The 25,776-nt window shown below is 61.2% G+C and carries 22 protein-coding genes and 1 pseudogene; 15 read left to right on the top strand and 8 right to left on the bottom strand.

What is annotated here, in order from left to right:
• Positions 1-449: 449 nt before the first annotated feature.
• From PDMSB3_RS30855 to PDMSB3_RS30830, 6 genes are all read right to left on the bottom strand, one after another.
• A complete protein-coding gene (locus tag PDMSB3_RS30855) occupies positions 450-1,214 on the bottom strand; it encodes a flagellar brake protein (protein WP_165188716.1) in 765 nt (254 codons plus the stop codon).
• Between the two features lie 297 nt (positions 1,215-1,511).
• Complete coding sequence (locus PDMSB3_RS30850) at positions 1,512-2,177, bottom strand: energy transducer TonB (RefSeq protein WP_232064363.1); 666 nt, start codon at positions 2,175-2,177, stop codon at positions 1,512-1,514.
• Between the two features lie 52 nt (positions 2,178-2,229).
• Positions 2,230-2,628: an ExbD/TolR family protein gene (locus PDMSB3_RS30845; protein ID WP_165188712.1), complete on the bottom strand. Its 399-nt coding sequence runs from the start codon at positions 2,626-2,628 to the stop codon at positions 2,230-2,232.
• Entirely contained in the window at positions 2,625-3,272 is a 648-nt protein-coding gene (locus PDMSB3_RS30840) for a MotA/TolQ/ExbB proton channel family protein (protein WP_165188710.1), read from the bottom strand. Before PDMSB3_RS30840 ends, PDMSB3_RS30845 begins: the two co-directional genes overlap by 4 nt.
• 26 nt (positions 3,273-3,298) lie before the next feature.
• Entirely contained in the window at positions 3,299-5,644 is a 2,346-nt protein-coding gene (locus tag PDMSB3_RS30835; protein WP_165188708.1) for a TonB-dependent receptor, read from the bottom strand.
• Between the two features lie 551 nt (positions 5,645-6,195).
• Positions 6,196-6,546 carry a DUF4148 domain-containing protein gene (locus PDMSB3_RS30830; protein ID WP_007177841.1) on the bottom strand — a complete coding sequence of 117 codons (351 nt, stop codon included), beginning with the start codon at positions 6,544-6,546 and terminating at the stop codon, positions 6,196-6,198.
• Positions 6,547-7,266: 720 nt separating this feature from the next.
• Here PDMSB3_RS30830 and PDMSB3_RS30825 point away from each other — a divergent pair.
• The 6 genes and pseudogenes from PDMSB3_RS30825 to PDMSB3_RS30800 all read left to right on the top strand — a co-directional run bounded on the left by PDMSB3_RS30825 (position 7,267) and on the right by PDMSB3_RS30800 (position 12,962).
• Positions 7,267-8,510: pseudogene (locus tag PDMSB3_RS30825) on the top strand (Crp/Fnr family transcriptional regulator).
• 72 nt (positions 8,511-8,582) lie between these two features.
• Positions 8,583-9,347 (top strand): flagellar motor protein, encoded by a 765-nt coding sequence (locus PDMSB3_RS30820; RefSeq protein WP_007177838.1) that lies wholly within the window; start codon positions 8,583-8,585, stop codon positions 9,345-9,347.
• 73 nt (positions 9,348-9,420) lie between these two features.
• Entirely contained in the window at positions 9,421-10,122 is a 702-nt protein-coding gene (locus tag PDMSB3_RS30815) for an OmpA family protein (RefSeq protein WP_007177837.1), read from the top strand.
• Positions 10,123-10,407: 285 nt separating this feature from the next.
• Positions 10,408-10,779, top strand: a complete 372-nt coding sequence (locus tag PDMSB3_RS30810) for a GFA family protein (RefSeq protein WP_007177836.1) — start codon at positions 10,408-10,410, stop codon at positions 10,777-10,779.
• Positions 10,780-10,905: 126 nt separating this feature from the next.
• On the top strand, positions 10,906-11,646 hold the full coding sequence (locus PDMSB3_RS30805; RefSeq protein WP_007177834.1) for a response regulator: 741 nt from the start codon (positions 10,906-10,908) through the stop codon (positions 11,644-11,646).
• A complete protein-coding gene (locus tag PDMSB3_RS30800; RefSeq protein ID WP_007177833.1) occupies positions 11,643-12,962 on the top strand; it encodes a sensor histidine kinase in 1,320 nt (439 codons plus the stop codon). The genes PDMSB3_RS30805 and PDMSB3_RS30800 overlap by 4 nt, the downstream gene beginning before the upstream one ends.
• Before the next feature lie 43 nt (positions 12,963-13,005).
• Here PDMSB3_RS30800 and PDMSB3_RS30795 read toward each other — a convergent pair whose 3' ends face one another.
• Positions 13,006-14,679 carry an FAD-dependent oxidoreductase gene (locus tag PDMSB3_RS30795; RefSeq protein WP_007177832.1) on the bottom strand — a complete coding sequence of 558 codons (1,674 nt, stop codon included), beginning with the start codon at positions 14,677-14,679 and terminating at the stop codon, positions 13,006-13,008.
• Positions 14,680-15,096: 417 nt separating this feature from the next.
• Here PDMSB3_RS30795 and PDMSB3_RS30790 point away from each other — a divergent pair, with 417 nt between their 5' ends.
• From PDMSB3_RS30790 to PDMSB3_RS30780, 3 genes are all read left to right on the top strand, one after another.
• The gene (locus PDMSB3_RS30790; protein WP_007177831.1) at positions 15,097-17,010 is read left to right on the top strand and encodes an SMP-30/gluconolactonase/LRE family protein; all 1,914 of its coding nucleotides are present in this window, start codon (positions 15,097-15,099) and stop codon (positions 17,008-17,010) included.
• 86 nt (positions 17,011-17,096) lie between these two features.
• The gene (locus tag PDMSB3_RS30785; RefSeq protein ID WP_007177830.1) at positions 17,097-17,429 is read left to right on the top strand and encodes a DUF2322 family protein; all 333 of its coding nucleotides are present in this window, start codon (positions 17,097-17,099) and stop codon (positions 17,427-17,429) included.
• Positions 17,430-17,471: 42 nt separating this feature from the next.
• On the top strand, positions 17,472-18,227 hold the full coding sequence (locus tag PDMSB3_RS30780; protein ID WP_007177829.1) for an IclR family transcriptional regulator: 756 nt from the start codon (positions 17,472-17,474) through the stop codon (positions 18,225-18,227).
• 108 nt (positions 18,228-18,335) lie between these two features.
• Here PDMSB3_RS30780 and PDMSB3_RS30775 read toward each other — a convergent pair whose 3' ends face one another.
• Positions 18,336-18,902 carry a VOC family protein gene (locus tag PDMSB3_RS30775; RefSeq protein WP_007177828.1) on the bottom strand — a complete coding sequence of 189 codons (567 nt, stop codon included), beginning with the start codon at positions 18,900-18,902 and terminating at the stop codon, positions 18,336-18,338.
• A 145-nt stretch (positions 18,903-19,047) separates the two neighbouring features.
• On the opposite strand from PDMSB3_RS30775, the gene PDMSB3_RS30770 reads away from it, so the two are divergent.
• The 6 genes from PDMSB3_RS30770 (at position 19,048) to cpaB (ending at position 25,725) form a co-directional block, all read left to right on the top strand.
• Positions 19,048-19,899, top strand: a complete 852-nt coding sequence (locus PDMSB3_RS30770) for a fumarylacetoacetate hydrolase family protein (RefSeq protein WP_007177827.1) — start codon at positions 19,048-19,050, stop codon at positions 19,897-19,899.
• 67 nt (positions 19,900-19,966) lie between these two features.
• A complete protein-coding gene (gene mhpA / locus PDMSB3_RS30765; RefSeq protein ID WP_165188706.1) occupies positions 19,967-21,514 on the top strand; it encodes a bifunctional 3-(3-hydroxy-phenyl)propionate/3-hydroxycinnamic acid hydroxylase MhpA in 1,548 nt (515 codons plus the stop codon).
• 65 nt (positions 21,515-21,579) lie between these two features.
• Entirely contained in the window at positions 21,580-22,902 is a 1,323-nt protein-coding gene (locus tag PDMSB3_RS30760; protein WP_007177825.1) for an MFS transporter, read from the top strand.
• A gap of 1,094 nt (positions 22,903-23,996) precedes the next feature.
• Positions 23,997-24,185, top strand: coding sequence for a Flp family type IVb pilin (locus PDMSB3_RS30755; protein WP_007177824.1), 189 nt, complete (start codon positions 23,997-23,999; stop codon positions 24,183-24,185).
• 132 nt (positions 24,186-24,317) lie between these two features.
• The gene (locus PDMSB3_RS30750) at positions 24,318-24,854 is read left to right on the top strand and encodes an A24 family peptidase (RefSeq protein ID WP_007177823.1); all 537 of its coding nucleotides are present in this window, start codon (positions 24,318-24,320) and stop codon (positions 24,852-24,854) included.
• A gap of 37 nt (positions 24,855-24,891) precedes the next feature.
• Complete coding sequence (cpaB, locus tag PDMSB3_RS30745) at positions 24,892-25,725, top strand: Flp pilus assembly protein CpaB (RefSeq protein ID WP_165188704.1); 834 nt, start codon at positions 24,892-24,894, stop codon at positions 25,723-25,725.
• Positions 25,726-25,776: the final 51 nt, after the last annotated feature.

The following is a 25,776-nucleotide window of genomic DNA, read 5'->3' as shown; positions in this document are numbered from 1 at the left end:
TTATGGACTACTGGCGGGTGCCCGCGCGAACGCTGCGCGCTGACAACCTGGTTTGCGGCTTGATGCGGGAGGGGTGGTTCGAAACGATCCGGACCGGTTCGATTGCCGCCACCTAAATCACTTTGGTTGATTTAGTACAGCAGGCGCGCCGACGCTCGTCAAGGAAACGATCGGCGTGGCAGGTGCCGTGCGAAAACTTGCTGGAAGGCTGTGAGCCATACGCCGTGCGGGTTGAGCGGCGTGGTGCGACGCAAGATCGAGCGTTCGGGCTTGGGGAAAGTCCTGGCTCGAATGAAAGTGGATTGAAGGCTGAATGAGTTTTCTCGACAGCAAATGGCTGGTGTCGTGAGCGTGTTCAGCGAACCCTGAAGTGCACGGCACGCGTGGTTCGCGCGGCGGCGATCGTATGATCGTCGCCGACGTGAAGTCTGCGGCGTATGCGTACGGGCTTATCCGCGCGGTGCGAGCGCTTGCCGCCTGGTTTCGAGTTGCGTGACGACGCGTTGCAACGTCCGCTCAGCCGGCCCTAGTGTCGCGCAGAATTTGCAACCGGTCACGAAGCGCCGATCGCCCTTCGCCGTGGTCAACTGGCGTGGCGCGACGATTTCCAGATCGAGCCGCAGCGTGCCGAAGCTGCCGAGTTGCAATGCGACGTCGCGCAGAACCGTGCCGCTTTGAAGCGAGCCGAAGCGTTCGTCGGCCGTCTTCAACGCGACGCCGCCCAATGACAGATCCTGCAATTCCAGCCGGAATGAGCCGCCGTCCGCATACGGGCCGCTTGCGATGTACGGGTCGAGCACGGGCGTTTGCACGCGGAAGAATTCGCGGCGTTGAACGTAGTAGAGCAATGGAGGGAAGGGCGCCTCGAACGCCGGTAGCCCGTCGAACACGATGGAGGTGGCATCCTGTGTCGTGAACTCGGTGCGAATGCCGCCCGGCAGGCTGCGGAACGTCAACTGCCGCGCGGCGGGTAGCGCGCTGTTGTCGACGGCCATGCTGCCGGCATCGAACACGAAGCGCGCGTTGCGCGAGTCGACGTCGAGTATCTGCGTGACGATTTGCCGGCCGCCGAACTCGACTGTGACGAAGTCCTGTCCGGCCACCAGGTTGCGCAGACAAACGGCGATTTGCAAGGGGTGGCGCTGCGCGAAGTTCGAGTCGAGATCGTGAGCTTGTCCGGTGACGTCAGCGTCCAGCAGAAAATCGGCAATCATTGGAATATCCACGCGTGTTATGGCCTTGGCCGGGCCGGTTGGGGAGCACGCGCGGCCTTCCGGTCATGGCGGTGCTCGGCCTTTGCCTGTCTGATTGCAGGGACCGTGCCAACTGCAGGGATAAGCTGGATGAACGCGTTTCGGATGCTGCCGAAGCGTTTGCTGCGGGCGTTTGGGGGGCGTTTGGGGGGCGTTTGCGGGCGATGCGCGGGGAATGCGGCGTGTGCACAAGGTGGATTCGCTACGTAACGTTCACGATGTTGTTACGGCCACATCAATCAATGCGAACGCGGCGCGCTAGTTCACATTGAAATGCACGCGGACGTCCTGCCGGCTTTCGACCGGACGGCCGCCCTGCAACGCGGGGAAAAAGCGCCACTTGTGAAGCGCTTCGAGAAGGAGCTGGTTGAGCCGCGGATTAGGTGTCGGCTTGATGAGTTCCACGTCGACAGAGCCGTCGGCATGAATCACGAAGCGCGCGGTCGCGACGGTTTGATAGGCCTGCTCGCGCAAATCGTCGGGTAACGCTGGTAACGGTTGCGCGATGGAGCGTGCGGCGGTATCGCCCGGCGAGGTGGCGGGTGGTGATGTGCTCTGTTTTTCTTCCGCGGAGTTGCTTGCAGGCGTGGGGGATTCGGCAGAGGGGCCGGGCTCCTTTGATACTGGCGTGGTGGTGTCGGCCGGGTGTCTGGCTGGTGTCGGAGTTTCGGGCAGTGCAGTGAGTGCCGGCATGGCATGGGTGCGTGGTGCGCCCGGTCGCGACGGTTTGACCGCAGGCGGTGGAGTTGATGTTTGCGTTTGCGTTGGCTTGGGCGCAGCGTGCGTCGGCGGCTCGGGATCAAGTTCCACTACACGCATCTCCAATGCCTTCTCCGGTGCCGGTTCGGATCTCGTTGCGTCGAGCCAATGTCCGAGCGCGAACAGAAACACGAGCCAGACCACGAGCGCGATGAGGATCGCCAATGCAAGGCGCAGCTTCGGCGAATCATCGACGGTAGTGCTCAGACGCATCGCGCTATTCACGATGCACGGCGACCAGAAACCGTGCGGCACCGGCGCGCCGTGCCGCGAGCATGGCTTGCACGACTGCGCCGTGGCCCGCGGCGGCGTCGGCGGCAATGACGACATCCGCGTTGGGTTGCAACAGGCGCTTCACCGTCGGCTCGATCTGATCGGGACGTACCGGCAGATGGTTCACGAATATTTCATTGCGGCTATCCACCGAGATAGTCAGGGGTTCATGCGCGGCCATCTGCTGTGCGCGGCCGGTTGGTAACGTCAGCTTGACGGCATCGAGCCGCTGCATGGCGAGCGAAGCCAGCATGAAGGTCGCCAGCAGAAAGAACATCACATCGATCATCGGAATGATTTCGATGCGGCCGCGCCTCGCCGCGCGCGATCGCTTGAACTTCACGACTGCGCTCCGGCGGTGGTGGTGGCAAGGCGGATTTGACCGAGCCGCGCATTCGCGAAAGATTCGAGTTCGTCCATCAGACGTTCGAGCCGGCGGGAAAAATAGTTGAACGCGAAGAGTGCGAACAGTGCAACGACGAGTCCGATCGCAGTCGCCACCAGCGACTGCGCAACCCCGCCCGTGACGCCGGCGGGATCGACGAGCCCAGTTCCGCCAAACAGCTGAAACGAATGCATCATGCCGACGATGGTGCCGAGCAGACCCAGCAGCGGCGCCGCCGTGACGATCGTCTCCAGCACCCAGAAACCTCTGCTCATGTCACGCTCGATCTGTGACGCCACCGATTCCGCTTTGACTTCGCGCAGCCATAGCGGCACGGACGGATCGGGTAGCCACGGAGAGTTCATCCGCCTGAATGCGTTCTGGGCGGAAGCTTCATTTAACAGGTTATCCAGATCAATATCGGATCCCAACACGTCGATTTCATGCGCGGCATGAATCGCCGCCGGCAAGCGGCCAAAACGCAGAAATACATAGGCGCGATCGAGGACGATCGCAACCGCCAGAACAGCGAGTAACGTGAGCGGATAGATAACCCACCCGCCCACGCGCACTGCTGCCAGAATATTCATCCAGTCTTGCATGACCGTCCTCGCTGCTGGGTGACAGATTAGAAATGCTTGGTGATGCCGGCATAAACGGCGAAGTGCGGGCCGTACTGCGGCGCGCCCACGCCGATGCCCGATCCGTCGCGCAACTCATAGACACGATTGAATGCATTGACGACCATCAGGCGCGCATCGAACTTGCCGACAAGCGGCTGGTTGAAGTGCTGGATCACGCCGAGATTGATCTGCGCATAGACGGGAAGGCGATCGGTGTTGGCAAAACCGCTTCTCAAGCCGCTACCAACCAGTCCGTCGAATGTGAACGTCGTTCTGCCGAGGTCGTACGTTCCTCCGAAAGAGGCGGTGACGCGCTGGTCGTGATCGAGATACACCCAATGACTGTTGATATAGGCAAGTTCCTCCGGGTCGAAATTGAACTGGGCCGAGTCGATCTGTTTGCCTTGTGCGCGGCTGTAGGCGAGGTTCAGATAGGCAGATACGTTGTCCTGCTTATAGTTTGCGGTGAACTCGAGCCCGTACACGCGTCCGTACTGGTAATTGAACGGTGTGAAAATGAGGGCGGAGCCGAACTGTCCTTCGTCGAGCAGGTTGGTGGATTTCTTGTAGTAGGCGTCGACGCCGATTGTCACGTTCGAACCCAGACGTTGCGTGACACCGAGATCGAAGTAATGACTGCGCTCGGGTTGTACCGGATCGTTCTGGCTCGACGGGCTCTGGTTGGTCGTGCCGTTGAAGCGGCTGATGGTCGAACCCGACAACAGTTCGAACGCGGGCGGCGTGAAGTAGCGCGCGTAGCCGGCGTGAACCGTGGTGGTCGGTGTCAGCGCATAGACCAGGCCGATGCGAGGACTCAACTGGCTCGCGCTCACATACTCGTCCATCTTGTCGTATCGCAGCCCGTAATTGAGCGTGAGCTTGCTGGTGATTTTCCATTCGTCCTGTACGTAGGCGCTATACAGGTAGCCCGTCTTGCTGCTCGAGTCATGGATATTGAAGGGCTGGTCCGATAACTGATTGCCGTCGGCGTCCGTTGCGAACACGTTGACGCTGTCGTCGAATACCGCGTGCTCCTGCTGGAAGAACAGGCCGGCGCGAATCGTATGTTTGTCGTTCAGGCGCCACGTGGTGTCCACCTGGGCGCCATTTGCCGAGTTACTGTGAAAGTCCTGCGATGCAACGCCGTTGAAAAGCAGGTCGCCTACGGGATCGGGATTGAACTGCGTTCGCGTGTAGCGGGTAAATAGCGCGACCTGGTAGTCCAGTGCGCCGCCATTGGTGCCCTGAAGCGCCACCACCGCAAAATTGTTCAACTCCGATTGCGTTTCGTTCAGCTGACTCGAATCGAACGTGCTATTGCCATTGAGCGTGAAATTGGTCTGCAGACCAGGGGTGTTGGGGATTTCGAACTGATTGCTCGTGGTGCCGAACATCAGGCTCACCCGCGTGAGCGGATTGATGATGTACGACATATAGCCGAATGCATCGCCCTGGCGAGTGTGGTCATGCACGGCGTTCGCGCTTGCAGTCGGGTTCTCGATACCGAGGTTGTTCACGCCGAGGGAGCCGCTGAAGTAGTAGCTGAACGGACCTTGCGTGCCGAACACATCCGCGCTGGTCTTGAGGGTCTGGTGGCTCCCGCCGAATATGTCGATGCTGCCGCCGTTGCCCACATCGCCCGTCTTCGTGCGAATGTCCACGACACCTGCCGTGCGGTAGCCGTACTGTGCCGGCAGCGCGCCGGTCAGCAGATTGACCTGGTCGATGATCCGCGTATCGAGCGCCTGCCCGAAGCCGCTGATCGGTTCGGGGATGATGATGCCGTTGATGCGGTATTGCAGATTGGCATGGTCTCCGCGCACGTGTAATTGCCCGTACGAATCGCTTGCCACGCCGGGCGCCTGAAGCAGCACCTGATTGAGCGGCGTGTCCTGGCCCGCGGGTAACGCATCGATATCGGCCTGGCTGAAGCGGTACACGCTGCTGCCGGTCTCCGGCGACAACCCGTTGCGCGCTCTGTCCAGTCGCTTCGCATTCACCTGAACGTCGAGTGTGCCGCTCTTCGCGAGACTGACACTGACGGCGCTTTGCGTGCCGGTGCCCGTAGTCGCGATGCTGTTGCCACTCGCAAATCCCGCTGCGGTGACGACGACCGCATAAGTGCCCGGCGTCACATGCGCGATCACGAAGCGGCCTTCGGCGTCCGTTTTCGCCTCGCCGATGGCGGCGCCGCTCGCGTTCTGCACGATCACTGTGGCATTGTTGACGGGTTGTCCGGCGGAATCTGTGACCGCACCGGTTACGGACCCTTCGTCGGTTGCGGCATGAGCGTGGGCAGCCAGGGCGAATAGCAGCAGAGCTGCGGAGGAGACGCGCGTGCGGTTTTTCATCGTTATGTATTCGAGTGTGTTGGCGACTGGATGGATGCGGGTTTTTCTGTTCCTGTCGACGGAATGTTATATCATTACATTCATGGAAAACAATGACAAATTAAAGGCGTGATGGTTTTTGACGAATGGGATGAGAGGACTGGCGCAATTCGCAGGTGAACGGTGGCTTGTTTTTTTGGCTGCCGCTGTCGTTCTACGTGCCTTGGTGAGCGTGGGTGTCGCGCGCAGACTGATGCGGCGCAGAGGCGGGTTTGATCGTGTTTCGAGTGTTTTGTCGAGCCGACCGGCTAGCCATTGCCGACGACCTGGGTCATCCAGCGTGGGCAAAGTTGCTGCCATGAGCGCTGAAACTCAAGGAGTGGCTTGTCGGGGAAGCACGAGCATCGCTGGCAGTGGGAACTGCCTGGCGGCTAGAGAGATTGGCGCGCGAAGCGAGTCTCTTCGAATTTGCAAAGTTTGAGTTTTATCTGGAAAGACTATCCCGGATTGCTAAAAAAAGGTAGGAATCCTATCGATATAAAGGACTAGACAGGATTCCCGACACGTGTCATTCAGCTACCAAAGAAAACGTTGCAGAAACTGACAGGGCCGACGCAAGTGGCATCTGACGACGAATGCTTGCGCATGCCGGCCGAAGAGTTGCCGTTCTGCGCCACGCCGCCATACGACGATTGTGTTGTTTGCGGAGCATTTTGTGCGGCGACCTTCGCTTCGGCAGCCTGGATCGCGGCCGGGTAGTCAGCGTCGTCCGCAAGCGAGGGGTTGTAGCCCGCCTGTTCGAGGCGCACCAGGTCGGCACGCACTTCGGCGCGGGTGACTGGAGCATTCGATTGTGCGAAGCTCAGAACAGGAGTGGCCAATGCGCCGGCGGCGAGAGCGAAACAAACAAGAGCTTTTTTCATGATAAAAATTCCTTTGTGAACGTGATGAGTTGACGGGCAACGATTGCCGGGAAACGGTACGTATTTAGCTGCCGAAGTACGGGGTGCAGAAACCTGCGGGACCGACACACTGCTGCGTGCTCGCGTGAACATGTTCCTTCGCCGAAGCTTGGGTGACGACGCCTGCCGAAGCGAGGACGATCAACGAGAGGATGATTGAGAGTTTGCGTTTCATTTTGGATACCTGAATATAAATAGATTGAAAATACCTTGCGGTTCGAGTGAAGCTACGTCTCTGCCTATCTACCAACATGACTTACTTGCAACAGGAGCATCGCATGCGTATCTGTTTCGTGGGTTGCGATGCAGCTTTGTTGCTGTCTACGTAGGGGCAAACACACCGGGTTTCCGCTTATTCCAAATTTTTTTCGGCACCGTGCATGCGGACGTGATTCTTACATTTGCCTGAACGTATTGCTGCGCAAATGGCGGACGCATTTCGTTGCAGAACCTCGCTCGAGATCAGGCCGTCGTAGCGCTACCAGAAAAGTCGGCGTGGCGCAAAGCCTTATTGGGAAAGGCAACCAAACGTTTGCGCTATCACATCTGACGATTACATTTATTAAAGCTTTGCGTTTTGCATGTCGTTATCCAGTCAAACAAATCAGGACCATCGGGGCACGCGCTAGCCTTCAGCACGGCGCGCGCTGACCGGGAAATAGCTCTTCGGGGGAATCAATCTTGAATCACCAACGATCGCCATGGTCGCGTACAGCGGCTCCGGGCGAAGTCATCTATTCCGAAGGCTTCGCGGGCGACGCCGTCGTCTACGTCATTGCAGATGGCAAAGTCGAAATCTCCACCCAGTGCGACGAGAAAAAAGTGATTCTCGCCACGCTAGGCAAAGGCGAGTTTTTCGGCGAGGCGGCCTTGCTGCCGCCCGAACCGCGAGCGCACACTGCAAAGGCGCTGAGCTTCTGCCAGTTGACCGTCGTCGCGGCGGACGTGGTGGAGGAGGAACTCGCGCGCGTATCGCCGTTGCTTCGTCATATCGTACGCACGCTGATCCGGCGCGTGAAGAAGAAGGACGATATCCTCGCCACGAATACGCATGCGGACTTCCTGCCGGGCGTCGTATCGTACGCTCACGTTCTCTCATTGATGGCGGGAAGCGAGAACGCCGACCGGCTCGACAGCCGCGTTCGACGTGCGCAAGGCGAGGAATTATCGGTGCCCTTGCCCGAAGTGATCAAAAAGTGCCATGCGATTGCCGGACATTCGCGTCCGCATGTGATGGCCATGCTCAAACGGATGGAGAAACTCAATCTCGTCTCGCTCGAACCAGGGCGGTCCGATCGTGTGAGCAACACATCGGCGCGCTATTCCGCGCAGGACGGCGCGGCGAACCGGCAACTGGTCGCCTTCGATCCGGTGCGAATCATCGAGCGTGCGCAACAGGTGGCGGACCACGATCTCGATCTCTCCATCAGCAGCGATTGGAACTGATCGAACTGGACGACCTGGAGGCCTTGATCGGCGTCGAGAAGAAGGTGATTCTCAACAAGCTGTCTCATGCGGAAATCGCGGAAGATATCTTTGCGTTTCGCAAGACCAAGGTGTTGAACTACGTCGAGGAAAAGGGCATCAGCTATTTTTCGCGGCGTACTACTCGCGGTCTGAGCGACCTGAAATCGCTCGACGATCTGGAATTCGTCGATCAACGAACGTTGTTCGAAGCGCTGAGCGCGTTCGACACATACGACCTCGCGAAGCTGCTTTCCGCGGTGACGGGCCAGCCGATCGCCGAGCGTCTGCTTTCCGTAATGACCGAAGCGAGAAAGAAAGAAGTTTCGTGGGTCATGCGCCGTGAGGTCAAGATCGATCCGATCGAGGTCGCCGAGATCGAGGAGCGCTTTCTCGAAACGGTGCGAGCGATCAAATCTCCGCCCGGCACGAACGCTCCGCATTCCAATCTGGATGTCTGACGCGCAACACGCCGGCTTCATGCAATGTTTACTTCGGGGTTCGGTGGCGCGAGCGGCCATTCGAGAGGACGTATGGATCTTCTGACGCTTTTTGGCGCGGTGTTCGGCGTGACGGCAATCGTCGTGGGCTTCTCTCTCGAGGGCGGCCACTTTACTTCGCTGTTCCAGTTGGAAGCTTTCGTCATCGTTGTTGGCGGCACTTTCGGCGCGGTGATGATCCAGAACACCTGGGCGAGGTTTTACGACGGCCTGAAGCAACTGCGTCTGGCTTTCGTGAAGGCGAGACAGGTGGACCGCGAGACCCTGGCGGTCCTGCTGGAGTGGGGCGATCAGGCCAAGCTCAACGGCATGCTGGTGTTCGAATCGATCGGGGCGGGCGGCATCAATCCGTTTGCCCAGAGAGGGTTGGAGTTGCTGGCAAACGGCGTATCGACCGCGGTGCTCGAAGACGCTTTGCAGCGGGAATTGCTTGCCTATGAGCGCAATCACATGGCGGCTGCGCGAATCTGGCAACAGGCTGGCGGTTATGCGCCGACATTCGGTATTCTGGGCGCGGTACTCGGTCTGATTCAGGTAACCGGTCATCTGCTCGAACCCGCGCAACTCGGGCAAGGTATCGCGATGGCCTTCGTTGCGACGCTGTACGGCCTTGCTTTGGCGAATCTCGTCTTTCTGCCGTTGTACGGAAAGATCAGGGCGCAGGTGGATAGCGAATTGCGTTTCAGGCGTTTATATCTCGACGGTTTGCTCGCAATCTCGCGCAAGGAGTCACCTCACACAATCGAAACGCGGCTTGCGGGCGATGTACGGGAAAGATCGGCTGAGTTGCTGGGCTAACCGGTTTTGGCCGTACAGGTAGCGAGCGGCACGGCGCGAATCATACGCAATTTCGAACGCAGGCTCTTCGGGTATGGATATCTCTTCGGGTAACAAACGCCTCATGGCGAATAAGACCGGCTATGATGCCGCCGGCGAAAGCGAGGAGCAGTCTGGACGCTGGCTGATTTCCTACGCCGACCTCATCACCACGCTAATGGTGTTGTTTCTTGCTCTGTATGTGCTGCAGTTGGCCAAAACGAGGGAGCTCGAAATCAAGGCGCTCGAGCGCCACGCTTTAACTGAGGCGGCGTCTGCCGGCAACGCCCAACCGTCCAATGCCATGCCCTCTGCGCCGGATGTCTCGAAGAAGCGGTTGCTCGCTCTGCTGGCGCCGCTTCAGGACAAGCGCCAGATCGCGATTTCAAACGCCGCTCAAGGCGTTGAAATCGCTATCAACGCCAAGATTCTGTTCAACTCGGGCGACGCGCGCTTACTGCCGGAATCATTCGAGGTGTTGAACCAGATTGCCGGCGTACTGCGGGACCGGTCGAAGAACAACATTCTCGTTGAAGGGCACACGGACAATGTGCCCATCTCCACGGCGAAATACGAATCCAACTGGGAGCTGTCTTCTGCACGGGCCGGCGCGGTGGTGCGCTTCTTTGCGGACAAAGGCATAGAAGCGCACAGGATGGCTGCTATTGGCCGCGCCGACAATTTTCCCTTGATTATCGGCGACGACGCAGCCGCACGAGCCGCGAACCGGCGCGTGACCATTCTCGTCGAATACTGAGTCGCTCGTTCTTTCGCGCTTTGGACAGAAGCCAGCACTTGCGGTCATGCGATAGCTTCTGAAAAGCGGCGTTGATGTATTGAACCGTGCCTGCGTATCTGGCATGTGTGAGGGAATCGGCGAATTGCAATCGTGTGTATCGTCGGAATCCGCGAATACATTTTTGTGTCGCCCGACCCGCGCGAGTGCAATGTTGTGTATCCGCCCGGCGTCCAGATACACTGCGACACAAATCGCCGTGCGCGCCAGGCTATAAAGCAGGCATTGCCAATCGCGGAGAGCACCATGAGCGCCGATTTGCTGCAAGGATCCTGTCACTGCGGAGCCGTCAGATTCGAAGTTCACGTCGCGATCGTCCCTGCCGGCCGCTGCAACTGCAGCTTGTGCCGGCGCAAGGGCGCATTGATGACGCCGCTGTTCCCGGCGAGCCAGTTAAAGATTCTGAGCGGTGAAGACGCGCTGACGCTTTATCAATTCAACACGCGAGTGGCCCGGCATTATTTCTGCAAGCACTGCGGTATTTATCCGTTTCATCAGACGCGCAAAGATCCGCAGCAGTGGCGGGTCAACATCGGTTGCCTGGAAGGCGTCGATCCGTATAGTCTGGAAGCCGGGCTTGCCGACGGCGCCAGCCTTTCCGTGCTGGAGGACGCATGAGACGCCTGCTGGCAATCCTCGTATTCGTTTCCGGCGGCCTTGCCGCCGAACTGGCGCACCCGGCGCACTGTTCGCTGCTCAATGCGAGCCGGGCGCAGATAAAACGCCAACGGAGATGATGCATTGATGGAAACCATCGACCACGTGCTGATTGTCGACGACGACCGCGGCATTCGCGAACTGCTCGCCGGATACCTCGAGAAGAACGGCATGCGCGTCTCGCTCGCGGCGAACGGACGCCAGATGCGCGCGGCGCTGGAGCAAGGCGCGCCCGATCTGATCGTGCTGGATCTGATGATGCCCGGCGAGGACGGTCTGGTGTTGTGCCGTGAACTGCGTGCGGGCAAATTCCGCTCAGTGCCCGTGGTGATGCTGACCGCACGCAACGAGGAAGCCGACCGCATCGTGGGCCTGGAGATGGGCGCCGACGATTACCTGCCCAAGCCGTTCGCCGTGCGTGAACTGCTCGCGCGGATTCGCGCCGTGCTGCGGCGCGCGCGCATGTTGCCGCCCGGCATGCAGGTGACGGAATCGGCGCCCATGCTGGCCTTCGGCGACTGGCGCCTCGACACCACCGCGCGCCATCTGCTCGACGCAGAAGGCACTATGGTTGCACTGAGCGGCGCCGAGTACCGCTTGCTGCGTGTGTTTCTCGATCATCCGCAACGGGTGCTGACGCGCGACCAGTTGCTCAATCTCACGCAAGGACGCCAGGCCGATCAGTTCGACCGTTCGATCGATCTGATGGTGAGCCGTTTGCGTCAGCGCTTGCGCGACGTCGCGCGCGAACCGCGTTACATCAAGACGCTGCGCAGCGAGGGTTATGTGTTTTCCGCGGCGGTGACTGCGATCGGGGATCCGCAATGAGCCGTTGGTCATGGCTGCGCTGGCCGCGTACATTGTTCGCGCGGCTCGCGCTGATTCTTTTCGTCGGCCTCGCGTTGGCGCAGACGCTGTCGTTCTGGCTTACGCTGACCGAGCGCGATCAGACCATGACCAACGTGATGATGGGCTACATCGAGCGCGAAGTGAGCAGTTCGGTGGCGCTGCTCGATCATTTGCCGCCGGGCGAACGTGTGCAGTGGCTGCCGCGCCTCGCGCGGCGCAGCTACGAGTTCATTCTCGGGCCCGGCATGACCGGCGGACCGGTCGATGCGCGTCTGTCCGCGCGCGTCGCGCAATCCATCGCGGACGGTATCGGCACTCGCTACCCGCTGACGGTGAATGCGGTTCCCGGCGACAAGGAGCGCCTGCAGGTTCATCTGCGACTGAGCGACGGCTCGCCGCTGACGATCGATATGCGCCCCATGGCGGGCGCGCCGTTATCGCGCTGGCTACCGCTCGTGCTCGCGTTGCAACTGGCGGTGCTGGTCGCGTGCTGCTGGCTGGCGGTGCGGCTCGCCACGCGCCCACTGCATCAATTGGCGCTCGCCGCGGATACGCTCGGCCCCGACCTGAAGGCGGCGCGCCTGCCGGAGGACGGACCGTCGGAAGTGTCGCGCGCCGCGCGCGCCTTCAACGCCATGCAGGACCGCATTGCCACTTACATGACTGAACGCATGCAGATTCTGGCGGCGATTTCTCACGATCTGCAAACGCCGATCACGCGGATGCGTCTGCGCATCGACGTGATGGACGACGACGAGCAGGGCGCGAAGCTGCGTCAGGATCTGCACGAGATGGAAAGCCTGGTAAAGGAGGGCGTGACGTACGCGCGAACGCTGCACGGCGCAACAGAAGTGCCGTGCCGGGTCGATCCCGACGCGCTGCTCGACAGCCTCGTGTGCGACTACGTCGACGCCGGCCAGGCGGTTAGCCTGCAGGGACGGTTCGGCGTTTCGCTGATGACGCGTCCGCAGGCAATGCGCCGCATATTGGGCAACCTGGTGGACAACGCGCTGAAGTTCGGCGGCGCGGCCGAGATCACGGTGAGCGCATCGCCCGACGGGCAGACGTTGATCGCAGTGCTCGACCGCGGCCCCGGCATACCGGCGCAGTCGCTGGAAGCGGTGTTCGAGCCGTTCTACAGGCTCGAAGCATCGCGTAATCGCGACACGGGAGGCACGGGGCTGGGCCTTGCCATTGCGCGGCAGCTTGCCTTGGCGATGGACGCGACGCTGTCTCTGCACAACCGTCCCGGCGGCGGCCTCGAAGCGCGTCTGACGTTAAGGAATCAGCGTTAGACGTATCCGCCTTCCCGCATCACCGGGCGCCACTCACTGAACCTCAGCGATTGAGTGCCAGATATTGATGAAGCGACTGGATCGCGGCGGCGCCTTCGCCAACGGCGGCCGCGACGCGCTTCACCGAGCCGCTGCGAACGTCGCCCACGGCGAAGATGCCGGGCCGGCTGGTCTCCAGATAGTATGGAGCGCGGTCGGACGGCCACTGGTGAACCGCATCGGGGCCCGTGAGCACAAAGCCGTTCCTGTCGAGCGCAACGCAATCGCCGAGCCAGCCGGTATTCGGTTGAGCACCGAGAAACAGGAACACATGGCGGATCGGTTTCTCCTCAATGTATCCCTGCGTGTCCCATTTGATCGATTCGAGTTGCGTTTCGCCGTTCAGCTGGACAATCTGCGTGCGCGGATGAACGGTGATGTTCGCCGTCGCTTCGATCCGCCTGATCAGATAGTTCGACATGCTCGCGTTGAGCCCGTCGCCGCGAATCGCGATATGCACGTGACGCGCAAGTCCTGAGAGAAATACGGCGGCCTGGCCGGCTGAATTTCCGCCGCCTACGATCACCACTTCTTCGTTGTTGCAGAACGCGGCTTCCATGAACGTCGCGCTGTAGTAGATGCCGCGGCCTTCGAATTGTTCGAGGCGCGCCAGCAGCGGTTTTCGGTAGCGCGCGCCGGTCGCGATGACGACCGAACTGGCATACACGTGCTCGTCGTAATTGAGGCGCAGATGAAAGGGCGGCGCGCCCTCGCATTCAATGCCGAGTACTTCGATCGGTACGCCGACTTCGGCGCCGAATTTCCGGCATTGCGACAGGCCGCGGCCGGCGAGCGCCTGACCGGAAATTCCGGTCGGGAATCCGAAGTAATTTTCAATCTTCGAACTGGTGCCGGCCTGGCCGCCCGGTGCCTTGGTGTCGAGAACCGCCACCCTCAATCCTTCGGATGCTGCGTAGACCGCGGCCGCGAGACCGGCCGGTCCCGCACCGACCACGACCACATCGAACCGCTCGCCATTCAACCTGTCGGGACTCAGGCCGATCGCATCCGCCACTGCCCGGTTGGTCGGCTGCCGGAGTACGGTGCCTTGCTGGGTGATGATCACCGGAATGTCGGCTTCGGTTGCGTCATAACGCTCGAGAAGTGCGTGCGCTGCCTCGTGCTCGACGATATCGAAGTAGGCGAAAGGCTGGGCATTGCGGCTCAAAAAATGCCGCAGGGCTAGCGTGGGCCAGGACGCCGAACTGCCGATCACCAGGAGCCCGCCGTGCTCGTCCTGAATGAATGCGACGCGCCGCAGAATATAGGCCCGCATGATCGTCTCGCTCAACTGCGCTTCCGCGACCACGAGCGCCCGTAGCGATTCCTCGTCGATCACGATCACTTCGCAGTCGCTGGTGGCGCGCGCCGTTGCGACCGCGCCGCGGCCCGCGAGCGTGCCCACTTCGCCGGTAAAGCTGCCGGGGCCGTGCTCGCCCAGAACGTGGCGCTTGTCGCCGGCGCCTCTCGTTGCCTCGATGGTTCCCGAGACGATGGTGAACATGGGAATGTGCCGGTCGCCTTCGGCGAACAGGATGTCGCCCGCTTTCAGCCGGCGCCGTTCGCCGTAGCGCTCCAGCACAGCAAACTGGGCTTCATCGAGCCTTGGGAAAATCTGATGGTGACGGCTGCCGCCTGCCATCAGGTCTTCAAGTCTGCTTGACGATTTATTGCTCATTGTGCTTTCCGAATAGAGAGTGCGCATGGCGCCCGTGGTGAGCTTACCGCCGGATATCGCGCCGGTACGGACAACCTGAAAGATCAGGTAGCGGCGGCGGACCGCGATATCCGCAGAGATTGTGCGCCTGAGTTCAGTTATCGGTAAAGAGCGGAAAAGAGGGGTAATTGCACGCGGCGCGCATCGGTAAAAACGGTCGCTGAAATGACGTCGCCGGCAATCTCCGCGTGATTGCGCCGTGGCGCGGAGCACGCCGGAGAAAACAGCCGTGAAGTTTCTTTTTTTTATCTTTTTTTATTTGTATCTGCGCTGTATGGATTGTCCTGTCTACTCAACAAGATATTTTCATATCAATCCCCTGTCGTTACATCCGTCGGGTCAAATTGGCGAGGAATAGTCGTGCGGAGAGCTTTACCCATGATCAAGCATCGAATCAGTGTCGTCTTATGCGCAATGATGGTCATGGTCGCGCAGACCTGTCAGGCGCAATACACCACCGACTGGTTGGCAAACACGTTCGGCACGCTCGCGGGACACGTGGGAAACACCGCGCGCTCAATGTGGGTCGCGCCTGAAGGCGTCATTTACACGGCTTCGCTGTGGGACGAAAACGAGGGCGGCGTCGCGATCTACCAGAATGGCCAGAGCATTGGCTCGATCGGAACACATGCCGACTTTCAGGGCAGTGCCATAACCGGCAACGCCACGTCGATCTTCGCAGCATTGCAGTACAACAAGTCGTTCGGCAGTGGTTCGGTGGGACGCTACAACCGGGCCACGCAGACGCGCGATCTGATCATTCCCGTCAGCGTGTGGACGGGCATACCGCATGCGGATGTCATCACCGGCCTCGCGACCGCGGGCTCACTGCTGTATGCGAGCGACTTCTTCGGCAATCGCGTGCGGATCTTCACGACCGACGGCGTCTGGCAGCGGGACATCAACGTATCGAGTCCGGGCGCACTCGCGCTGGATAGCGCCGGCAATCTCTGGGTCGCGCAGCAGAGCGCCGGTGCAATTGTCGAATTCAATCCGGCAGGGACTCTGCTGAACACCATTCAGATGCCGGCTGCATCGCGGCCTTCCGCGCTTTATTTCGATGCAGCGTCCGGGCAACTGATGGTCGGCGACCAGGGACCGGACATGAACATCAAGCGCTACGCCATCGCGGGCACGCCGACGTTGGCCGGCACGTTCGGCATTCAGGGCGGTTATCTCGACACGACCAGCGGGATCAAGGGGCAGGTGGGCGACAAGCGCTTCACACGCGTGGTCGGTATCGGCAAGGACGCCGCCGGCAACCTGTATGTGCTGAACAATCCTTGGGGCGGCGGCTGGGATCTCGGCCGCAATGGCGCCACCGATCTTCATGCATACGACACGGCCGGCAATCTCGAATGGAAGCTGCAGTCCCTCAATTTCGAAGCGGTGGCGGCGCCGGACCCATCGACTGACGGCGCCTACTTCTATAGCGGCACGCATATTTACACCGGCACGGCGGGCGGCACGTTCGTGGCGAACACGGTCGATCCGTTCACGTATCCGTCCGACCCGCGCCTGAACATGAACGACACGCAGCGCGACGAACATTTCGGCCAACTGGTCACGGTCGGCGGGAACCGGATTCTGGTGGCGTCCGGACAGAACCCCGGCATCTTCTACTTTTTCCATTTCAATCCAGCGAGCGGCTACATCGCGATACCGGATGCATCGATTCCAGGCACGGCGTTCAATACGAACGTCCAGGTCACGGGCGGTTTCTGCATCGACAGCAGGGGCGACGTGTGGGCCGGCCTTGACCGGACGAATCACATTTACCACTATCCGCTGACCGGCTTCGACGGCAATGGAAAACCGGCATGGGGTCCGGCGGTCACCATTTCCATTCCGCAGAGCATCCGGCCGCTTACGCGCATCATCTACCTCGCCGAAAGCGACACCATGATTCTCGCGCAGGGTATTGCCGGAAGCTGGGACTGGACGGCAATGCAGTCGAGAATCGAGGTGTATCACGGCTGGAGCGCGGGCAATACCACGCGGCCTGACCCGGTGATCAATCTCACCAGCGCCAATCCCAAGTCGATCACAGCGGCGGGCAATTATCTGTTCGTCGGCTACGTGCATACGGTGCCCAATATCGACGCCTTCAATCTCACTACCGGTCAACTCGTCACCACGCTGATCAATTCGAGTCCGGCAACCGTGGATGTCGGCAACGACGTCGATTCGATGTACGGTCTGCGCGCGTATCTCCGAGCCGCGGGCGAGTACGTGATCACGAAAGACAACTACAACGGCTCCAGCATGGTGGTGTATCGCTGGACGCCGTGATGGCTTTGCGCCCGGTGATCGAACGACACCCTATCGGATAAGATACGGCCCGCGCTGTCATTTTCCGAATAGAAGGAGTGTTTCCAATGATCCAACCGGGCAACGTATTCAAGGACAACCTCGCGCAGATGCCAGGCATCGAGGGCATCGCGCGTATCGATCTGATCGACGGCAAGGGCGCCGTGGTCGCCAGCATCGAGAACAAGCCGGGCAAGCAGGGCTCGCTCGCGGTGTACAACTATCTGCAGCAGACATTCGGCACGCTCGACGCCAAAGCGGCCGCGCACGGCCTCGTCGTGTTCGCCGAGCACACGGCCGACGCGCGTAACCGGCCGGGCGCGCACCCGAACGTCGACATCCTGCTCGCGATCGCGGCGGGTGGCGAAGCCCTGCGTATCGGCGTCGTCGCCGCGGGCTGAGGGCTATAATTCCGCGACCCCACCCGGAAGGCAATCTCCTCGATGTCGAGCATCGCCAAGCTTCTCTCCATACTCGAACTCTTTTCGGAGGGGCGCCCCTTTCTCTCCGCGGAAGAAGTGGCCGCCGAGCTCGACTGCTCGATTCCCACGGCCTATCGCTATGTGCGTGAGCTGGTCGAGTCCGGCATGCTGGTGCGGTTCTCCGGTGGCGAATACGGGCTGGGTCCGCGCATCATCAAGCTCGACTACAACCTGCGCATGTCCGATCCGCTGCTGAAAGTGGGGCAACCCATCATGCGCGAACTGAGCGAGCATTCCGGCTTCGATGTGGTGATGTCGCGCTGGTACGGCGACGAGTTGGTGGATACGCATCGCGAGAGCCTCGATTCGAAGCTCGATCTGCGTTATGGGCGCGGGCGTCCCCGGCCACTGTTTCTCGGCGCCGCGCCGAAAGCCATTCTTTCCACTTTCCCGAAGGCGAAGCTCGCGCTGCTGTTCGAGCGGCACGCCGCCGACATTGCAACGAGCGGGCTGGGCCCGAGCTTCGAAGACTTCCGTGCCGCCTTGCACAAGATTCGCCGGGCGGGCTTCTATCTGTCGAAGGGCGAGCTCGAATCAGGCGTCTCGGCCATTGCCGCGCCGCTTTTCACCGACGATCAGGGCGAAGCCGTCGGCTCGCTCGCGCTGATCGTGCCGACGCCGCGGCTCGAATTCGTGAACCTGGAGCGGCTCGTCGAGTTGATCCGCGAAGCCGCCGCCCGCACGTCGCAGCGAACGCGAGCCGTCATTTCCGGCTGAGCGTGCGGCCGGCACCGGTGTCGGCACCAACGCCAGTAGTGTCGGGCAACGGCAGCGCGGCGCTGCCCCGCAGCATCACACAGGTTCACGCAACGGCAGCGCCACGCATCAAGCGATGCCCATGCGCTCCGCCATCTCCGCTTCCCACTCCGCGCGCGGGCGAAAGCCCGGCAAGCCGCGCGCATGATGTTCCACCGATTCCATCAGTTGCGCATCGGGTAGCGAGAAATCCACCGCCACGCGCATTGGCTGATCCACGTACCACGGCGTGTCGATAAACAGTTCCAGCCGGTTTCCCTCCGGATCTCGCGCGTAGAACGAGATCGCGTTGCCGTGCGTGACCGGCGTGATCTCCTTCGCGTCCTCTTCGATAAAACGCCGGTAGAAGCGCTTTAGCGACGCAAGGCTGTCCGCCTCGAACGAGATCTGGTTGATCGGATTGAACGCGAGGTGCTCGGGCCTGCCGCTCGCCAGCACGATCTGATGATGCACGGCCGGATCCCGGCTCAGAAACACGAGCCGCACATCGCCATGCGGCGTCGACAGACTGCCGCGGTCGGTCACGGTGAACTCCAGCACGCGCGTGTAGAAGTCTTCGACCCGTGCCATGTCGCTCACGTAAAAGCCCATGTGGCTGAGCGACAGCCCGGGGCGCCTTGTCTTCGTCGATGTCATGTCGTCCCCCTTGGTAGTGATAAACCCTGATAAAAAGTGTCTTGTGAAACCTGTTTTTATAAGTGTATTCTCAAATAACGATAAATATGCAAAAACAAATGCATAAATTTTCTTGACCATCATCTGTTTTTATCCACGGAGCAACATGAAACTCGTCAGCTTTTCCACCCATGAAGGGCCGTCCTTCGGCATCGTTCGCGATCAGACAGTGATCGACCTTGGCAAGCGCCTGAACGGACGCTTCGCCGACCTCAAGGCACTGATCGCCGCGGATGCATTCGACGAAGCGCGCCGCCTCGCCGACAGCGGCGCGAGCGACTATCCGCTGGCCGAGGTGACGCTGTTGCCGGTCATTCCGAACCCCGGGCAGATTTTCTGTGTCGGCCTCAACTACGCGGAGCATGTGAAAGAGACCAACCGCGAGACGACCGAGCACCCCGTGATCTTCATGCGCGTGCCGGCCTCGCAGATCGGCTCCGGCCAGCCGATGCTGCGGCCGCCGGAGTCGACGCAGTTCGACTATGAAGGCGAGATTGCCGTGATCATCGGCAAAGGCGGGCGGCGCATTGCCGAGCAGAGCGCGTGGGATCACATTGCGGGCTACGCCTGCTACAACGACGGATCGATTCGCGACTGGCAGCGCCACACCGGGCAGTGGGGGCCGGGCAAGAACTTCTATCGCACCGGTGCATTCGGTCCGTGGATGGTGACGAGCGACGAGATCGAGCCCAACGCCACGCTGACGCTGACCACGCGGCTGAACGGACAGGAAGTGCAGCGCGCGACGACCGACATGCTGATTCACGGCATTGCCAGCCAGATCGCCTATCTGTCCACTTTCACGCCGCTCGCACCCGGCGACGTGATCGTGACCGGCACGCCGGGCGGCGTGGGCGCCAAGCGCAATCCGCCGCTCTTCATGAAAGCGGGCGACGTGGTCGAGGTCGAAGTGGACCGTGTCGGCATTCTGTCCAACCCGGTCGCCGACGAACTCTGAGCGCGTCCGGCCGGCGCGCGCGCATGTTCGCAGCGCCGCGCCGGCCCATCATTGAAGGCAGATATCCATGTCACAGCCCATCCCCAACCCTGACGCGTGCGACTACGACGTCGCCGTGATCGGCCTGGGTCCGACCGGGGCCACGCTCGCCAACCTGCTCGCCCTCGACGGCTTGCGCGTGCTGGTGCTCGAACGGGACCAGGACATCTTCGCGCTGCCGCGTGCCGTGCACTTCGACGCGGAATGCATGCGCGTATTCCAGACCATCGGTCTCTCCGAGACCTTGCTGCCCAACCTGTTCGTCGGGCCCGGCATGAAGTTCGTCAACGCGGCCGGCCAGTTGCTGATCGACTGGCCGCGGCCTACCGGAGTCGGTCCGCTCGGCTGGTGCGCGAGCTACAAGTTCCATCAGCCCGATCTGGAACGCGCGCTGCGCGCGCAACTTGCCAGGCAGCCGCACATCGACGTTCGTCTGCGGCACGAAGCCTTCGCGCTTGATCAGACCACCAACGGCGTTGCGCTTCGCTTTGAAGACACCCGCACGGGCAAGCTCGGACGAGCGACCGCGCGTTACGTGGTGGGCTGCGATGGCGCGCGCTCCATCGTGCGTCGCTTCATGGGCACCGAACTCGACGATCTCAAGTCGCACGAGCGCTGGGTCGTCGTGGATGTGCTGCTCGACAAGCCGCGCCCGGATCTCGGCGACTACTCGATCCAGTATTGCGACCCCAGGCGGCCGAGCACCTATACGCGCGGGCCGAACAATCGCCGCCGGTGGGAACTGATGGTCATGCCCGGCGACGATACGTCGAGGCTTTCGTCATCCGAGTGGCTATGGGACAAGCTCGCTCGCTGGGTGACGCCGGCCGATGCAACGCTCGAACGTTCCGCGGTCTACACGTTTCACTCGGTGGTGGCGAAAGGCTGGCGCAACGCGCGCCTCCTGCTCGCCGGCGACGCCGCGCATCAGACGCCGCCGTTCATGGGGCAGGGCATGGCGGCCGGCATCCGCGACGCGAGCAACCTTGCGTGGAAACTCGCTGCGGTGATTCGCGGCGAAGCGGACGGCGCGCTGCTCGATACCTACGAATCGGAACGCTCTCCGCATGTGCGCGAGTTCATCGAGACCGCTGTGCAACTCGGCGCGGTGATCCAGACGACGCCTTTGCACGCTGCCGGTCCCGATTCTGCCGCGGGCGAAACCGGCGAAACCGGCGACGCGACCCGCGCGGTCCGCAATTTCGTCACTCCGCAGCCGAGGTTGGGCGAAGGCGCGCATCTTGGCCCCGCTCAGCCACTGGCCGGGACTATCGCCGCGCAGCCGAGACTCTCCGACGGACGTCTGCTCGATGACGCCGTCGGCTACCGGTTCGCGCTCGTCATGTTGCCGCAGACTTTGCTTGACCATCCCGGCCTCGCCGAACGCGCGGCGCTCGCTGACATGGCGCTCGTCGCCGATGGTTCCGCAGCGGTCCGGGCGTGGCTCGCGCAGATCGGTGCGAGCGCCGTGCTTATCAGGCCGGATCGGTACATACACGGCGCGGCTCACGACGAAGCGTCACTGCACGCATTGCTGTCGCACGTTTTCGCGGGTTTGCAGACCGAACACGCGTAAAGGTATTGCCGGCACTCACATCAGTACTGGCCAGCAGAAGCCAGACAATCCTATCGGAGGAGTCAATGGAAACATCCCAGCACGAACCCGGCGCGGCGCAGCGTAGCGCGTCTCGCGGCATCTCACGCGCGCAGTGGAAGATGATCCTCATCGCGAGTCTTGGCGGCTCGCTGGAGTTTTACGATTTCATCGTCTACGGGTTCTTTGCGCATTACATTGCCGCACAGTTCTTTCCCAACGCGTCTTCGCTGATCAGTTTGCTGTTCTCGTTTTCCGTTCTTGCGGTCGGCTATGTGATCCGTCCGCTCGGCGGTATCGTCCTGAGCAGTTGGGGAGATCGCTATGGGCGCCGGCCGGTGTTCCTCGTCTCCATCGTCGTCGTGACGGCGGCCACGATCTGCCTCGGCCTTCTGCCCAGCTATCAGAGCTGGGGCGTCACCGCGTCGATCCTGCTCATCGTGCTGCGCATGCTGCAAGGATTTTGCGTGGGCGGCGAGATGCCCGGCGCCATCACCTATGCCGTGGAGGCCGCGCCCGAGCGCGCAGGACTGGCTGCGGGGATCATCATCTGCGCGGTCAATGTCGGTGTGTTGCTGGCGACGCTCGTGAACCTCGCCGTGCAAACCTTTCTCTCCAGCGCCGACGCCGCCGCCTACGGATGGCGCATCGCGTTCCTGTTCGGCGGCGCGTGCGGGATCGTGTCGTACTGGATGCGGCGCAATCTCGACGAGTCGCCCGAATTCGAGCAGATGCAAGGCGCGGTCGCGAAACAGCCGTTTCGTGAAACGCTGCGCAACCACAGCAGAGCGGTGCTGGCCGGCGTGATGTCGATCGCGGTGATGGCCGGCGTGAACGGCATTCTGTACGGCCACATGCCGGCGTTTCTCGTTCAGCAACTGCACTATGCGCCGCGCACGGCGGCGATTGCGCAGAACGCTTACCTCGTCGTCAGTTCGTTCGGGCTGCTATTCGCCGGATGGCTGGGCGACCGAGTCCCGCGCCGGCATCTGCTGCGCTTGTCCGCCTTGTTGCTGATCGTGCTGAGTTATCCGTTCTATGTCGCGCTCAGCAATCATACGGTCGACCCCGTCGTGCTATTCGTGCTGGCGGCGCTGGTGTTTTCGCTGGCAAGCGGTACGTGGGCGTCGGTGCTCGCCGATCACTTCCCCGTGCAGATCCGCTTCAGCGGCATTGCGCTGTCGTATAACGTTGCCGTGGTCGCGTTCAGCGGCTTTGCGCCTCTGCTCGCCACGGTTCTGATCCGCGAGACCGGGTCGCTCGCGGCACCGGCGTATTACGTGATCGGCGCTTCGGTAGTCACGTTGATGGCAAGTCTTGTGGTGCCGGGAACGCGGACGCTGGCCGCGGGTGTGCAGCACGTTCATTGATCGACGGATCCCAGGCCGTACGCGAGATTCAATCGTGTCTCGCGTGAACGCGCTTACCGGCGCGATAAACGTCGGGGCCAACGTTGTTGGCGGACCCAATTCTTTTGGGTCTGCCTTGCAAGGCAGAATGAAAACGGACGCGTTGCGGCTCCGTTCTATCGCGTTCGTCATTTCGCACATGACGAGTGGTGGTTTTCTTGTCCTTACGCAAATCCATGACGCCGTGTAGCAGTCCGGACCGTTGCGACACGCGCTCCCCGGTAAGGCGTTGCGCAGCGTCCACGCGTTTATCGCGGCATAGTCGAAAAATTGCTGGCGCGGCATCGATCTGAAGGGCTTCATCGCAAACCCGTGCGATGGAGTGATCCGCCGTCAATCGCGCAATGTGCGCGACCCCACATAGGCAGGCAGACGAGTGCCGCTTTTGCGTCCGCTGCCATGCTGCCGCTCATCGATCGTTCGTCTCATGCTTGCTACATGTCGGACCGCACCGAGTAAAAGCTACTTCATCGGCGCGGGTGCGGGCATATTTGACCGGTGATCCGCCAAACTATTGCCAGTCAATGATCCTAAGGGTTTTCCGCCCTCCGGAAATAAGCCCTCCTGCATGTTTAGAAGACTCCGCCACGGCACTTTCCGGCGTCTCAAATCCGAGTCATCGCGTGTTGCGAACTCCCCGAAGCACCCCCCGCCAAATCTCAGATCATTACGCAGCAAGGCTTTGACACCGCATGGCACAGCCGTTGCAAATAGCGAGTCATACAGCGAAATACGCTGCAGCCGGGAAGCGGCAAAGAGATAGACAGGCGGCAATAGTTTCCCGGCAGCAGCAACAGTCTTCGTGAATCGCGTTCGGGGAGGTCCACGCGTTTTACGGGGGTGCGGCGGGGCCAACGAAAAACGGATGTCGATAAACAACGACACAGGCAATCGATACGGGGTATCGGCCAACCGTGATCGTGACGACGTAAAGCGCTGACCTCGCCACTTTTTCCGTCCTCGTGACGGGCTTGAACGCCGCTTCGGCACACCTGTTTTTCAGGCAGCTTCAAGCGGCATGAACCGAAGTCAACTTTCACTCTACGGGGGTTAGCATGAAGAACACGATCCAACAATTTCTGCGCGAAGAAGACGGCGTTGCAGCGATCGAATACGGCCTGCTGGCCGGTCTGATCGCAGTGGCGATCATTGCGACGATCACTACGGTCGGCAGCAAGCTGAACAACGTGTTCACGTATGTGCAGAACGCGTTGAACGGCGTGGCCAACCCGGCCGGCGCCTGACACGGCCAGAGGCGCAAAGCCGCTCGCTCGCCCTGCCTCGATGGTCCTTCGGGATAGGGTAGCGACGGCCCCGCGCCGAACGAATCGACTCCAGCAAAGAAGGGCAATTCGATCCTCAGAACGGAGCGGGCAATGAACGGGGTTCCTTTTCCGGTTGGACCGTGCGTGATGACGCTGGTATTCGTCGCCGCACTGTGGGACATGCAAACGCGCCGGATTCCTAACTGGCTGGTGGCGGCAGGATTGATCGCGGCGATGCCGGTGCAGTGGTTCACGCACGGCGCTGTCGAGGGAATGACGATGTGGTTGGGCGGCATGCTGGCCGGTGGCGCAATTTTCCTGCCGGGCTACGCAATGCGACTGTTGGGCGCGGGCGACGTAAAGCTGATGGCGGCAATCGGCGCCTTCTGCGGCGCTTACGGCGCACTCGAAATTGGTTTGGCGACCTGTGTAATCGGTGCAATCGGGTCGCTCGCCATATGGCTGCGGCGCCGCCAGATGTGCGCCGGGCTGAGTGGAATGGCGGCACTCCTGATCGACTGCGCGACGCCGGGAAACGGCGCGCGGCGAAGGTCGGGCAGTGTGGCTGAAAGCAGTGCGACGGGGACCATGCCGTACGGCGTCGCGATAGCAATAGGCAGCGCATGCGTGCTGTTCGCCAGCGTGTGACGCGTGCCGGGGCAGGACAAAAATTCGGGGGTTGAAAATGAAAAACGCGCGCGCTGTAACCATGCTGCTGATCGCGACGCTGGCGGGCCTCACCGCGGTGGTGTTCGCTTCTCGCTGGATGATCTCGCAGTCGTCGAATGCCACGACCAAAGTCGTGGTGGCGGCAACCGACATCAATCTCGGTCAACGGATCGGCCCGGATTTCCTCAAGCTCACCGAGTGGCCGTCCAACAGCGTGCCGCCCGGATCGTTCACCGACATCCAGAAACTCGACGGCCGCGTGCTGAAGGAAAGCCTGCTGCACGGCGAGCCGGTTCTCGAGGCGAAGCTCACGCCGGTCGGCACGCTCGGCGGCCTCTCGGCGGTAATCGGCGAAGGCAAGCGCGCCATCACGGTGCGCGTGAACGACGTGATCGGCGTGGCGGGCTTTGCGCTGCCGGGCAATTACGTCGACATCATCGTCAACACGCAGAAGGATGCCCGCGATCCGGGCACCCAGCGCGATCAGAACATCTCGAAGATCGTGCTCGAAAAAATTCTCGTGCTGGCGGTCGCGCAGGAAGTGGGCCGCGACGAGACCAAGCCGAAAGTGGTCGATGCGGTGACGCTCGAAGTGTCGCCGGAACAGGCTGAGAAGATCGACCTTGCACGCAGCATCGGCACGCTGTCTCTGGTATTGCGCAATCAGATCGATCCGCAGGCGATCGACACGGCCGGCGCCACCAAGGCCACGCTGCTGAAAACGCCGGTGGCCGTGGCGCCGGTGCCCGAACCGAAGCCGGTGCACATCGTGCGCAAAGTCGTGGCGCACGCACCGGCCAACTGCGTGCGGGTACTCGACGGCGCCGACGCAAGACAGGAATGCTTTTGACAGGCTCGAGCCTGCAAGCCGTGACCGATGCGTGACTGACATCCAGACCAG

The organism is Paraburkholderia dioscoreae, from assembly GCF_902459535.1.
GTDB lineage: Bacteria > Pseudomonadota > Gammaproteobacteria > Burkholderiales > Burkholderiaceae > Paraburkholderia > Paraburkholderia dioscoreae.
Note: the sequence above shows the minus strand (reverse complement) of the source record. Positions and strands in the feature narration are given on the sequence as shown.